This is a genomic window from Asticcacaulis sp. YBE204, assembly GCF_000495855.1.
Taxonomy (GTDB): domain Bacteria; phylum Pseudomonadota; class Alphaproteobacteria; order Caulobacterales; family Caulobacteraceae; genus Asticcacaulis.
This window is the reverse complement of record NZ_AWGF01000010.1, coordinates 196,271-208,814: the sequence shown is the minus strand read 5'-3', so window position 1 is coordinate 208,814 and position 12,544 is coordinate 196,271. Positions and strand designations below refer to the sequence as shown.

The window sequence follows — 12,544 nt, the reverse complement described above, 5'->3', positions numbered from 1 at the left end:
CCCCTGCGGGGAGAGGGTGGCCGAAAGGCCGGGTGAGGGGGAAACAACACACTCCGCGTCAGCCCCCTCACCCCAGCCCTCTCCCCTTGGGGAGAGGGAGTTAGTTCTCGTAATACGCCTTCACCAGCGCATCGAGCGTACGCACCCCGAAGCCCGTACCGCCTTCGGGCACGGTCGTGACGCGCTGCTCGTTGGTCCAGGCGGTCGGCGCGATGTCGATATGCGCCCACGGCACATTGTTGACGAAGCGTTGCAGGAACAGGGCCGCCGTGATCGAGCCGCCCGGACGGCCACCGATATTGCGGATGTCGGCGATTTTCGAGTCGATCTGCTTTTCGTACTGCGGCGGCAGCGGCATGCGCCACGTATTTTCCCCCACCGACTTCGAGGCCTCGGCCAGTTTCCCGGCCAGATCGTCGTTGTTTGAAAACACCCCCGCATAGTCGGTACCGAGCGCGATGATCATGGCCCCCGTCAGCGTCGCCAGATCGATCATGAATTGCGGCTTGAAGCGGTCCTGACAATACCAAAGCGCGTCGGCCAGAACGAGGCGGCCTTCGGCATCGGTATTGATGACCTCGATCGTCGTGCCGGACATGGCGGTGACCACGTCGCCCGGACGCTGGGCATTACCGTCCGGCATGTTTTCGACCAGCCCCACAATGCCAACCGCATTGACCTTGGCCTTGCGGCTGGCCAGAGCGACCATGGTCCCCGACACGGCGGCCGAACCGCCCATGTCCCATTTCATGTCTTCCATGCCCTCGGCGGGTTTGATCGAGATGCCGCCGGTATCGAAGGTCACGCCCTTACCCACAAAGGCGACGGGCTGGGCGTCGCCCGCGCCGTTCCATTGCAGGATGACCAGCTTCGACTCTTTCGACGATCCCAGACCGACGCCGAGCAGGGAGTGCATCCCCAGATCGGTCATTTCCTTTTCGCCCAGCACCTCGACCTTCAGACCCAGCGACTCGTAACCCTTGAGGATATCGGCATAGGACTGCGGATAGAGCACATTGGCCGGTTCCGACACGAGGTTGCGCGCCAGCAGCACGCCGTCGGCAATACCTTTCAGGGGCACGAAGGCCGTTTCCGCGGCGGCGACATCGCCGGTAACGATGGTGACCGATTTGAGCGTCGGGCCCTTGTCGCGCTTGGCCTGACCGAAATATTTGTCGAAACGGAAAGACGCCAGCGCGATGGCGAAACGCACGCTTGCCGCCTGCTCCGCCGAAAAGCCGGTCAGATCGAGCGTGACATCGGCAATGCCCGCCGACTTGATGGCGTGGAACAGGCTGCCGGCGACTGACTCAAGCACCAGACCGTTCAGGTCCGAAAGCGCCCCTGCCCCTACTGCGATCAGCGACGCATAGCTTTGCGACGGCAGGGCCGACAACACCTGAATTTTGCCTTTTGCGCCCGTGAACCCGGCTTTTTTCAGCGCGCCGGTCAAATAAGCCCCGCTCGACGCGTCGAGGCCCTTTGCGCCCGCGCTCAAGGCGAGATCGTCGCCGACCAGCACGGCCAGCGCGTGGTCCGGAGCGATCGTGGCGGAAAATTGAATAAGCATGGCGCAACTCCTAAGTTTCAAGACCGCCGGTGCCGCTTCGGGCGCGGAAAATCATGGGGCGGCCTGAGATTCCAAGTTCGCCTTTAAGCACCTTTTCGACGACCGTGGCAAGCGCATCCGACGCCCGATGCGCAGGGTACACAGGTTCGCGCCGGGGGCGATTATTTTGCACCTGCGCACATTGGCGGCTTGCTATTGAGGGCGGATAAGGTCAAAAAAGGACAATTGCTTGCGCCCGCCGACAAGGTTTTGGCGGACGGTCCTCGTTTTTGCTTTAATGCCCTTCGCCCATATCTCCGGCCTGATTATTTTATGCGCACTATCGAATCGTACATTTCAAAACAGATGCGCGCGCCGATCGTCGGGGCGATCCTCGCTCTGACGGCGATTGCCATCCTGTCGCAATCCCTGACGCAGTTCGACATCATCGTCGAGCGGGGGCAGAGTGCCGCAACCTTTTTCAAGGTCACCTTTCTCGCCCTGCCGCAACTGGCGGGCCTGATCTTTCCGCTGGCCATCTTCATCGGCACCCTGGTAGCCCTTAACCGCCTGCACAACGATCATGAAATCGTCGCCTGCTACGCCAACGGCATGAGCCTGTGGCGCATCGCCTCGCCCATCGTGCGCTTCGGCGTCTATATCACCCTGCTTGGGCTGGTCATGAGCCTGTTCGTGCAGCCTGCCGCCTCGCGCATCATGCGCGCCGAACTGTTCAAGATCAAAACCGACATCATCGCTGCCGCCGTGCGCGAAGGCGATTTCTCCACCACGCTGTCCGGCATGACCATCTATGTGCAGCGCATCGATCAGAACGGCCTGCTGCGTCAGATCTTTATCCGCACGCCGGGACCGAACGGCATGGACCGCACCTACTCGGCACGCGAAGGCCGGGTGGTCAACCCCGAAAGCGGTGGTCAGGTCCTGATCCTGCGCAACGGCTCGACCCAGCAGGTGTCGCCGCAGGGCGTCCTCAACCACCTGACCTTCAACGAATATTCGTTCGACATTTCACAGTATGTGGTTTCTGACGGCTATCTGCATTTCAAGGATTCCGACCGCTTCCCGCACGAACTGTTCTTCCCGAACCGCGCCATGGCCTGGGAAAACCATTCGTGGAAAAAGCTGCTGGCCGAAGGTCACGCGCGCATTTCGGGGCCGCTCTATAATCTGGGCTTCTGCCTGCTGGCGGTGGTCGGGGTACTCGGCGGCGCGTTCAGCCGCCACGGCTATACCCGCCGCATCACCACGGTGTCCTTTATCGCCGCGGGTATCCGCATTCTCGGCTTTGCCGTCGAGGCCGCGTGCGCAGGTGCCGCAGAAGCCAATATCCTGCAATATGCCGTGCCGCTGGGCCTGATCTATTTCTGCGTCCACACCATCGTCCGTAACGACAAATCGGCGGTGCGCGGTAAAACCAAACGACTGCAAAGTCTGTCGCCGGTCGGCGGGAGGGCTGCCGCGTGACCTATCTTCAACCCCTCCTCACCTTTCTGAGCTACCTCAATCCGTGGCGCCAGCGCCGACTGGAAACCTATGTGCTGATGCGTTGCCTGATGAGCACCCTGACCGCACTGGTGGTCGTGGCCAGCATCATCTTCCTGATCGACTATGTCGAAATCTCCAAATCGCTGGGTCAGCGCGCGGATCTCAACAGCTTTCAGATCATCGGTCTCCTGTTGCTGAAATCGCCGAACATCATTCTGGTGCTGGTGCCGTTCGCTTTCCTGTTCGGGACGCTGTCGGCCTTCGTCGGCCTGAACCGCCGTTCGGAACTGATCGCCATGCGCGCCGCCGGCGTCTCGGCCTGGCGTTTCATCCTGCCCGCCACGGGCATGGCCGCAATCATCGGCGTCTTCACCATCACCGTGCTCAACCCCATCGCCACGGTGCTGGCCGATCGCTACGACCAGTACAACAGCGCGCTGGAGCAATCCGACACCCGCGTCAAGCGCTCCGACGTCTTCCTTCGTCAGGGTGAACAAAACAAGCAGACGGTCATTCACGCCCGGACGCAGGACGGGCGCGGCACGCTTCTCGACGCCACTTTCTGGAACTATACTCTGGCCAAGGACGGCACCCCGACCTTCGAAGGGCGAATCGACGCCAAGGAAGCGACGCTCAAGACCCGCACGTGGCTGTTGAAAAACGCCCGCGAGGCCAAGCCCGGCGAATCGCCACAGTATTTCAACCAGCTGTCCATCGATTCCAATCTCGATGCGCGCCGCGCCTTCGATCAATATGCGACGCCGCAGTCGACCAATTTCTGGGAATTACCCGGTGCGATCATTCAGATCGAAACCTCAGGCTTTTCCGCCGCTTCCTACATTCTGCGCCTGCATCAGCTTCTGTCCATGCCATTGCTGTTCGCCGGCATGACGGCCCTGGGGGCAGCCTTTTCACTACGCCTGATGCGCATCGGCGGGCTGGCGCGGCTGACCCTTTCCGGTGTCGGGCTCGGCTTCATCATATTCTTTCTTAACCAATTGTGCGGTTCGATGGGCAAGGCCGAGGTGATTCCGATCTTCCTGGCGGGTTGGGCCACACCGGCAATCTCGCTGCTGGCGGCCATGACCTTGCTTGTCTATACCGAAGACGGCTAAACCCGGCGCGGGATTCGTCCCGCCGTCTTTACAAGTAACCCGCGTTCGTTTTCTACGGCCTTCCGGCCATCCGTTTCCAGCGTGTCAACCAACAGGTCCGCAACGATGAGAAAAAATTCCCTCAAGCTCAGCGTGGGTTTCCTCAGCCTTGTGGCGACCGGCGCCGTCAGCGGCGAAGCGTTGGCGCATACGTCCGACCTGCAAGCCGAGATGGACGCCCGGATCGATGGCACACGCTTTTTCAGCGCCTTCGACGAAGGCGAACCTCTGGCGCCCGTCGTGGCGCCTTCCATCGATACGGCCGAAACGCCCGCCGCCGATCCCGCCCTCAAGGTAGACGTCAAGGTCGCACCCGCCCCGGCGCCGGTCATAACGGCCCGGAACGCTCCGGCGGCACAGACGATTGAGACCGGCAACGACGCGCCCGTATCCCGGCGCCGGACGTCCGCTCCGAAACCTGAACTCATGGCCGCCGACCTGCCCGGCGATAGCGTGGATATAGCGTCGCTCAATCCGCGCGCCCTCAGCATCGACTCTCTCGGCATCCCCGCCCTGACCCTGGCCCAAAACGCAGGTCAGAACACGGCAACGGGTGTAATCCCGGCCACGGATACGCGCCTTCAGGTCAATCCGACGCGCGATGCCCAGAACGTCAAGACGGAAACACCCCTGGAAGACGACGGTCTCGGCAAGGACGGCGCCTATATCACCGCCGACGAAGTGACCTCGCCGGAAAGTAATATCGTCGTCGCCCGTGGCAATGTCGAAATGCGCTGGGAAGGCCGTCTGATCCGCGCCGATCAGATATGGTACGATCAGGCGACCGGCAAGACCATCGCCACAGGCAATACCCGCACTATCAATCCCGACGGCTCGATCCAGTACGCCGATCGGCTTGAGATCGACAACGGCGAAGCCGCCGGTACAGGCGACCGCATCGCCTCGATCGATGTCGAGGGCACAAAGCTGTTCGCCAACAAGGTCGAACGTCTGGACGAGAATACCAGTCGCCTGAGCGAGGTCATCTTCACGCCCTGCGAACTGTGCGTGAAAAACGACGTGACGCAGCCGCCGACCTGGCACATCGAGGCCAGCAGCATCACTCAGGATAAGGCGCACCGCGTCGTCATCTATCGCAACGCCGTTTTCAAGGCGCGCGGCATTCCCGTCTTCTACCTGCCCGTCCTGTGGCACGCCGACCCAAGCGCCAAGCGCGCCTCAGGCTTCCTGATGCCGCGGTTCGGTTATTCGCAACGGCGTGGCCTGTCCATCGAAACGCCGTACCTGTGGGCGGTATCGCCCTATACCGACATCATCGTCAGCCCGAAGCTGTCGTCGAAGGTCAATCCGCTCCTCAATTTCGAGGTCAACCGCCGCTTCTATTCCGGCGATTTCCACGCGCGCGCGGGCTACACCTACGAATCCTTCTTCGATAACGACGGGGAAAAATGGGGCACCAAGAAGGGCCGCGGCTATCTGCTGGCCGACGGTGCCTTCGCTATCAACGACGACTGGCGCTGGAACTTCACTTTGCAACGCGTCTTCGACAAGACGGATACCGACGACACCAATGCCAACCTGTTCGAGCGTTACAAGATCGATGACGGCTTTCCGAAAATCGGCGAATATTACGGTGCCTCACGCCAGCTGATCAGTCAGGCCAACCTGATCCGTCAGACCAATACCGTCTATCTGAACGTCTCCTTACTGGCCTTCCAAAGTCTGGAAATCGGCGGCCAATGCGCCCTGCCCACGACCCTGAACCCGGACGGAAGCTGTAAAGCGCCTTGGGAAGTGGCCGATTCCACCACGCAATATCTTGCCGTTCGCGATTCGACCCTGCCAGCCGTAGCCCCTTTGGTTGAGGCCTACTGGTCGCCGGATCAGAACATTCTGGGAGGTCGCCTGACCCTGACGGCTGCGGGGGTATCGATCATCCGCAAAAGCAATCCGGCCAAAGAAATCGCCATCAACGCCACCGGCCCCGTCGATTCTGCCCGTGCCAGTCTGGGCCTGTCGTGGAAGCGCGAAATCATCACGCCGATCGGCCTTAGAGTCGCACCGTTTGTCGAGGCTCGCCATGATCAGTACCGCATCAAGGATTTCGACAGCAATCAGGCCACGGATGATTCGCATGGCGTCTCACGTAATCTCAGCACCGCCGGGATAGACCTCAGCTATCCGCTCCTGCGCAAGTTCGCGGGGGTTACGGCGATCATCGAGCCCATCGCTCAACTGGCGGTCTCTCCGCGTTCGGAAACCGATTATTACCTGACCAATGAAGATTCTACCGCCTTCGAATTCGACGCTTCGACCCTCTTCAAGGCCAACAAATCTCCCGGCTTCGATCTTTACGAAGGCGGCAAACGTTTAAATCTCGGCCTCAAGGGACAACTCAATTTCGATAGCGGTCTCAAGATATCAGGCCTGGTGGGGCGTTCGTTCCGTAACGAGCCCGAACTGTCCTATTATCGTCTGTATACGCCCAACAACGTAACCTATTACACCTACGACCCAACCGGCCTGGCCGGTAAGAAGTCTGACTGGGTCGTACAGGCCGAATTCGATACGGGTAAGGGGTTCCGCGGTTATACGCGTCAGCGTCTCGACAGCGAAGACGGTAGCGTACGGCGTGGCGAAACCGGCGTCAGTGTCATGATGGGCTCAAGCCAGGCCACCCTGCGCTATCAGCTGGACAAGACGCGCCCGGGCGTAACCCAAACGACAACGGGACCGGTATTTTACGATGACGGCAAGGGCTACGAAGATCTTCAGTTTTTCGGTCAGCACTTCTTCAATCAGCGTTGGGGCGTTTCGGCACAGCTCAGCCGGAATCTCAAAGAAAATATCTGGACTCGCTCTGAACTCGCCGTCATTTACAAAGACGACTGCGCCCGCTTCGACCTGGTATATCAACGCGATGAAACCTCGCTCCAAAGCCTGAACGGTAAGGCCAGCGAATCCATTTCAATCCGGATAAGCCTTGCCACATTAGCGCCATCGGACGATGATTTTGTTAATATACGCTAAGGCTCGTATGGGCTATAGATGTCCGACTCCGGCGCGGCCGCCATTCACCATACCAAAAGACCAATAAGCACAGAAATGACCGTCACGACCTCCGCTTCCCTTCGTCGCTCAGCCCTCATGCTGGGCGCGTGCCTTTGTCTGGCCCTGCCGGTGCAATCTTTTGCGCAAACCAAACCGCTCGGTGAAGGCGTCGTGGCGACCGTCAACGACAAGCTGATCTCGTCCTATGATCTCAAGCAACGCATGCTGCTCCTGATCATCACGTCGGGGGTTCAGGTGACCCAGCAGAACTATGCCGCCTTCCAGCAGCAGGCCCTGCGCGCCCTGATCGACGAAAATCTGCAACTGCTTGAGGCCGATCACTTCGAACTGAAAATCAGCGACGAGGAAATCGACGAGGAAATCAATTCGATGGCGCAGCAGTCGGGTCTGACCAAGGACCAGCTTCTGGCCGAATTGAAGCGCGCCGGGGTCGAACCCCAGACGCTGCGCAACCAGATCAAGGCTGAAATCGCCTGGGGTAACCTTGTCAACGGCCGCTTCCGTCAGAAGGCCCGCGTCGGCAAGGAGCAGGTCGATTCCTATATGGGTAAATTGACCGAGGACAGCCAGAAGCCGCAATATCTGGTCGCCGAGATCATGATTGACCCGCAGGTCGCTGGCGGTCAGAAGGAAGCCGAGGCCGGGGCGCAGCAACTGTTCGATCAGATTTCTCAGGGCGTCGCGCCGTTCCAGTCGGTTGCCCGTCAGTTTTCCAATGCCCCTTCGGCAGCCAATGGCGGCGACGCGGGCTGGCTGGTATCGGGCACCATTGACCCGAAAATCGAAGCCACGTTGCAGACCATGGAGTCGGGTCAGATGACCCGCCCGATCGTGACCGAAAGCGGCGTCTATATCTATTATCTGCGCGAAAAAACCGCAGGTAATTCCGATATGCAGGTCCGCATCAAGCAGGCCGCGATCCCTCTGGGCGCCGGTGACAGCGCAACGCGTGCGCTGGCCGATTTCCGCGCCAAGTACCCGACCTGCGAAGCCTTGGGGACCGAAAAGGGCAATGGCCCGGTGACCGTGACCGATCTGGGCATCACACCGCTCAGCGACCTGACGCCGGAATATGCGGCGGCGCTCAAGCCGCTCAAGGCCGGTCAGACGACCGCGCCGATGTCGAACGCCCAGAACACCAATGTCCTCTATGTCTGCGACAAGACCCTGGCTGGCGACAACGCGCCATCGCGCGACCAGATCGAAAACCGCCTGACGCAGGAAAAGGTTTCCATGCTGGGCCGCCGCTATCTTCGCGACATCCGCGCCGCTGCGACGATCGAAACGCGGTAATTGGCACCTCTGGTCATAAGTCTGGGCGATCCGTGCGGCACCGGTCCCGAACTGGTCCACAAGGCGTGGCAGGCCCTGCGTCATCGTCCGGAACTGGCGTTTGGCGTGATTGGCGATGCCGCACTTCTGAGTGAGCTGGGGCCGGTTACTCGTATAGGTGACCTCCCCGATACCGCTCAGGCCTTCACCGACGCCCTGCCGGTTCTGGATCGCCCCTTGACCGCACTCGTGGCCGTCGGCCAACCCGATCCCCGACACGCACCCCATATCATTGACTGGATCAAAACCGGCACGGAGTTATGCCTGTCGGGTCGGGCGCGCGCATTGATCACCGCGCCCATCGCCAAGTCGGTTTTGTATGCGACAGGGTTCAGCTTTCCGGGTCATACGGAATATCTCGGCGACCTGACCGCCGCGACGCCTTATGAGGGTACGCGCGGACCGGTCATGATGCTGGCGGCAAAAGATTTGCGCGTGGTGCTGGCGACGATCCACGTGCCTTTGTCCGAGGTTAAATCACACCTGTCGGTGCAGTTGATCCGCGACCTCGCCCTTGTCACGCACGAAGCGTTGATCCGTGATTTCGGTATCCGACGACCGCGTCTGGTCATGGCCGGTCTCAACCCCCACGCGGGCGAAGACGGCACCATCGGTCGCGAAGAAATAGACCTGCTGCAACCGCTGGTCGCGCAACTACAAGCCGAAGGCATCGATATCAAAGGCCCCTTCCCCGCCGACACCCTGTTCCACGACGAGGCGCGCGCCACCTACGACGCGGCCTTGTGCCTCTATCACGATCAGGGCCTGATCCCGCTCAAGACACTGGACTTCTGGGGCGGCGTCAATATAACGCTGGGCCTCCCCATCGTGCGCACCTCGCCCGATCACGGCACGGGTTTTGGCATAGCCGGCCAAGGCATCGCCCGCGCCGACAGCCTGATCAACGCCATCGAGGCCGCCTATTTGATAAGCCAGAACCGGTCATGACGCTCCCCACCCTGCGTGAAAGCCTTGAAGCCCACGGCCTGATGGCGAAGAAAAGCTTCGGGCAGCACTTCCTGCTCGACCTGAACGTGACGCGCAAGATCGTGCGCCTCGGCGGTCCGTTCGATGGCGACACGGTGATCGAGGTCGGTCCCGGTCCCGGCGGTCTGACGCGCGCCCTGCTCGAATCCGAAGCGAAATACGTGCTGGCCATCGAAAAAGACGCCCGGTTTATCGAGCTTCTGGCCGAACTCGATGCCGCCTATCCGGGGCGGTTCGGCGTGGTCGAAAACGACGCGCTCAAGGTCGATGAGACGGCCCTGCTCTCCGAATACGGTTTGCCGCCGCAAGCGCATCTCGTGTCGAACCTGCCCTACAATGTCGGCACCCCCTTGCTGATCAAATGGCTGACCGGGCCGTGGCAGCCGAAGTCCCTGACCCTGATGTTCCAGTTGGAGGTCGCCCTGCGCGTCGTGGCGCTGGTCGGTGACGACGACTATGGCCGTTTGAGCGTCATTTCTCAGGTCCTGTGCGACTGCGACAAGATCATGGACCTGCCCGCGCGCGCCTTTACGCCGCCGCCCAAGGTCGACAGCGCCGTGGTGCGTCTGGTGCCGAAGGCCGAACGCCCGGACCGCAAGATCATCAAGAACCTCGAAATCCTGACCGCCGCCGCCTTCGGTCAGCGCCGCAAGATGCTGCGGGCCTCGCTGAAAGGTCTGGGCGGTGAGACGCTGCTGGCCAGGGTCGGGATCGAGCCGACGCTTCGGGCGGAAAACATCAGCCCGGCGGATTTCCTCAAATTAGCCGAAGCGCTTTACGGTCTTGGGGCCGCGGGCCCCAAACCCCATAACCGGGAGCAGATGACTCCGCCGGTGCCACGTTCTCCAAGTGACGGGTGAAGGGCCTGCGGCCCTTCAAAACCTTTTCCAGAGCCCTACGGTGAACGTCTTCGTTTCCGGCACATTCTCACCCGACAGAGTCTGCCGATAGCCGACCTGTACACCCAGTGTCTGCTTTTCGTCGAAAAAGCGTACCGCGCTGATTTCGCCATGCGTCCATTTGGCCTGAAACCCCTGCCGCTTATCGGTCTGGCCGACATAGACCTGCCCCAGTACCAGCCACTTCGGCGACGGCGTCAGGCCCGCCGTCACATCGACGCGCCATTGATCGGCATCCATGCCACCGCGCGCGCGTCGGGCGATCTGCGCATCGATAAAGGCCGGTTTGCCGCCGACGGTGAAGCCATGCCCGCCATAGAGTCGCGCCTCGATATCCGGATCGTCATTGCCCGTTTCGTCGAAGTCGGCACGGCGGCCCTGACCGAACCCATCGACCGAGACGCTGGCGCTGACCACGCTGTGATCGTCGCGATAGAGCGCGGTCTTGACGCCGATCTCGACCGAGCCCAGACCTGAGAAGTCGTCGGTAGAGGTTTGAATATCCTGAATATTGAGCTTACCGAAAACACTGAACAGGTCATTGATTCCGTGATCGGCATAGACCGTCACGCGTTTTTCTTCCCAATTGCCCAGATAGATCGCCTTGTCGCCCGCCGCGTTGAAGCCGCGATCGGCGCTGACGGTTTCGGCCTTGACGATCAGCTCCGTCGCGCCCGGATCAGGCAGCCACGCGCTGGCCGAGGCCATCACGGGCATCGCCCAGAACGCTAAAATTAATCCCCGCCCCCACAGCTTCATTCGCTCAGCTATCCCAGCCCGGCCATTGACGTTGCAACCTTCGTAGCAAACCCGGCCACAGAAGGCCAGAGACGAAACCGACGCCGCCGCTCAGCTGCGCGACCTTGTCCTGGACGTCGGGCGTGGCGAACAGCACACCGTCGCGTCCGGCGCTAAGCGCGGCGATCTGCTGACGACAGGCCTGTTCGAGGAAATAGATCATGGTAAACGCTTCGCCCGCACTCGATCCGTAGGCCAGCGCCCCGTGATTACGCAGGAGCATGATCTTCTTGTCACCAAGGTCGGCCACGATGCGCTGCCGCTCACTGTGCTCCACGGCCACGCCTTCGTAATCGTGATAGGCCAGATGCGGCCCGAGCAGCAGGGCGTTTTGCGTCAGAGGCAGCAAGCCTTCCTTTTGCGCCGACACGCCGGTCATGGCGTCCGTATGCAAATGGATGACGAAATGCGCATCGCGACAGGCGGCATGGAGCGCGCTGTGGATCGTGAAGCCTGCCGGATTCACGAAGCCGTCGGCCTGTCCCACCATGTTTCCGTCGAGATCGATCTTGATCAGGGCCGAGGCCGTCATCTCCTCGAAAAACACGCCATAGGGATTGATCAGGAAATGATCGACTTCGGACACCGCGCCGTCGATCAGCGAGTCCTTGGCCGCTACGCGGGCCGAGATATGGGTGAAGATGGTGTCGTCCCAGCCGAACAGCGCCACCAGCCGGTACAAGGCGGCAAGATCTTTGCGGATTTGCCATTCGGCGGGACTGATCGACGTGTCAGGCATGACGTTTCCTCTTGGTTATTTTCCAAGAGGAAACGTCAATTGACCCAGCGTAAGTCAATTCACGCCGGTTTGACGATCAGCTTGCCTTCGCTGATGCTCAGGATTTCGACCTTCTCGGCGGGCAGAATCGTTTTGGTCTTCGCCGTGCGTTCATAGACGGCCGGCCATTCGACACCTTCATAGATGACGCGGCCGGTACTTTGGCTGCCGTCGCGGTCGTCGAAGGCCTCGATGACCACGGCCTCCTTGCCGATCAGCCGTCCGTTGGGGTCGTTGATATCGACGGCGACCTCGACGGGCTTCATGAACTTACGCGACAACAGCGTCATGGCGGTCGTCAGGACGCAGAAGACGACGATCTGAACCAGCGGGTTCATCGGCAGTCCCGTGAGCGTCAGCACAGCAACGACCCCCGCGCCGGTGGCGGGCCACAGCAGCCACTGCGTCCCGATCAGCGCTTCGATCCCTAAAATGACGCCGCCGATGGTCAGCCAGACCCAGAAGGCCTGAAACCCGACGGGGTTGGCAAACAGCAGATCCATCATGA

At 60.8% G+C, this 12,544-nt stretch carries 10 protein-coding genes; 6 read left to right on the top strand and 4 right to left on the bottom strand.

From position 1 onward, the window contains the following. Positions 1-100: 100 nt before the first annotated feature. Positions 101-1,570: a leucyl aminopeptidase gene (locus AEYBE204_RS32950; RefSeq protein WP_023462846.1), complete on the bottom strand. Its 1,470-nt coding sequence runs from the start codon at positions 1,568-1,570 to the stop codon at positions 101-103. Between the two features lie 312 nt (positions 1,571-1,882). Between AEYBE204_RS32950 and AEYBE204_RS32945 the strand changes: the two genes are divergently transcribed. The 6 genes from AEYBE204_RS32945 to rsmA all read left to right on the top strand — a co-directional run bounded on the left by AEYBE204_RS32945 (position 1,883) and on the right by rsmA (position 10,421). Next, positions 1,883-3,034: an LptF/LptG family permease gene (locus tag AEYBE204_RS32945; RefSeq protein WP_023462845.1), complete on the top strand. Its 1,152-nt coding sequence runs from the start codon at positions 1,883-1,885 to the stop codon at positions 3,032-3,034. After that, the gene (locus tag AEYBE204_RS32940; protein WP_023462844.1) at positions 3,031-4,170 is read left to right on the top strand and encodes an LptF/LptG family permease; all 1,140 of its coding nucleotides are present in this window, start codon (positions 3,031-3,033) and stop codon (positions 4,168-4,170) included. Before AEYBE204_RS32945 ends, AEYBE204_RS32940 begins: the two co-directional genes overlap by 4 nt. Before the next feature lie 105 nt (positions 4,171-4,275). After that, positions 4,276-7,200, top strand: a complete 2,925-nt coding sequence (gene lptD / locus AEYBE204_RS32935; protein ID WP_023462843.1) for an LPS-assembly protein LptD — start codon at positions 4,276-4,278, stop codon at positions 7,198-7,200. A 75-nt stretch (positions 7,201-7,275) separates the two neighbouring features. Next, the gene (locus tag AEYBE204_RS40395; protein ID WP_031230920.1) at positions 7,276-8,535 is read left to right on the top strand and encodes a peptidylprolyl isomerase; all 1,260 of its coding nucleotides are present in this window, start codon (positions 7,276-7,278) and stop codon (positions 8,533-8,535) included. Then, positions 8,536-9,522 carry a 4-hydroxythreonine-4-phosphate dehydrogenase PdxA gene (gene pdxA / locus AEYBE204_RS40390; protein ID WP_023462841.1) on the top strand — a complete coding sequence of 329 codons (987 nt, stop codon included), beginning with the start codon at positions 8,536-8,538 and terminating at the stop codon, positions 9,520-9,522. Next, on the top strand, positions 9,519-10,421 hold the full coding sequence (gene rsmA, locus AEYBE204_RS32920; RefSeq protein ID WP_023462840.1) for a 16S rRNA (adenine(1518)-N(6)/adenine(1519)-N(6))-dimethyltransferase RsmA: 903 nt from the start codon (positions 9,519-9,521) through the stop codon (positions 10,419-10,421). Before pdxA ends, rsmA begins: the two co-directional genes overlap by 4 nt. Before the next feature lie 15 nt (positions 10,422-10,436). Here the strand turns inward: rsmA and AEYBE204_RS32915 are convergent, their stop codons facing one another. The 3 genes from AEYBE204_RS32915 to AEYBE204_RS32905 are packed head-to-tail and all read right to left on the bottom strand — an operon-like array spanning position 10,437 to position 12,542. Then, entirely contained in the window at positions 10,437-11,219 is a 783-nt protein-coding gene (locus AEYBE204_RS32915) for a hypothetical protein (RefSeq protein WP_155908408.1), read from the bottom strand. 4 nt (positions 11,220-11,223) lie between these two features. Further along, the gene (locus AEYBE204_RS32910) at positions 11,224-11,997 is read right to left on the bottom strand and encodes a class II aldolase/adducin family protein (protein ID WP_023462838.1); all 774 of its coding nucleotides are present in this window, start codon (positions 11,995-11,997) and stop codon (positions 11,224-11,226) included. Positions 11,998-12,056: 59 nt separating this feature from the next. Further along, the gene (locus tag AEYBE204_RS32905) at positions 12,057-12,542 is read right to left on the bottom strand and encodes an NfeD family protein (RefSeq protein ID WP_023462837.1); all 486 of its coding nucleotides are present in this window, start codon (positions 12,540-12,542) and stop codon (positions 12,057-12,059) included. Positions 12,543-12,544: the final 2 nt, after the last annotated feature.

Coding starts and splice junctions, on each gene's coding strand:
- AEYBE204_RS32950 (WP_023462846.1), bottom strand. CDS start 1,570: ATGCTTATTCAATTTTCCGCCACGATCGCTCCGGACCACGCGCTGGCC.
- AEYBE204_RS32945 (WP_023462845.1), top strand. CDS start 1,883: ATGCGCACTATCGAATCGTACATTTCAAAACAGATGCGCGCGCCGATC.
- lptD (WP_023462843.1), top strand. CDS start 4,276: ATGAGAAAAAATTCCCTCAAGCTCAGCGTGGGTTTCCTCAGCCTTGTG.
- AEYBE204_RS40395 (WP_031230920.1), top strand. CDS start 7,276: ATGACCGTCACGACCTCCGCTTCCCTTCGTCGCTCAGCCCTCATGCTG.
- rsmA (WP_023462840.1), top strand. CDS start 9,519: ATGACGCTCCCCACCCTGCGTGAAAGCCTTGAAGCCCACGGCCTGATG.
- AEYBE204_RS32915 (WP_155908408.1), bottom strand. CDS start 11,219: ATGAAGCTGTGGGGGCGGGGATTAATTTTAGCGTTCTGGGCGATGCCC.
- AEYBE204_RS32910 (WP_023462838.1), bottom strand. CDS start 11,997: ATGCCTGACACGTCGATCAGTCCCGCCGAATGGCAAATCCGCAAAGAT.
- AEYBE204_RS32905 (WP_023462837.1), bottom strand. CDS start 12,542: ATGATGGATCTGCTGTTTGCCAACCCCGTCGGGTTTCAGGCCTTCTGG.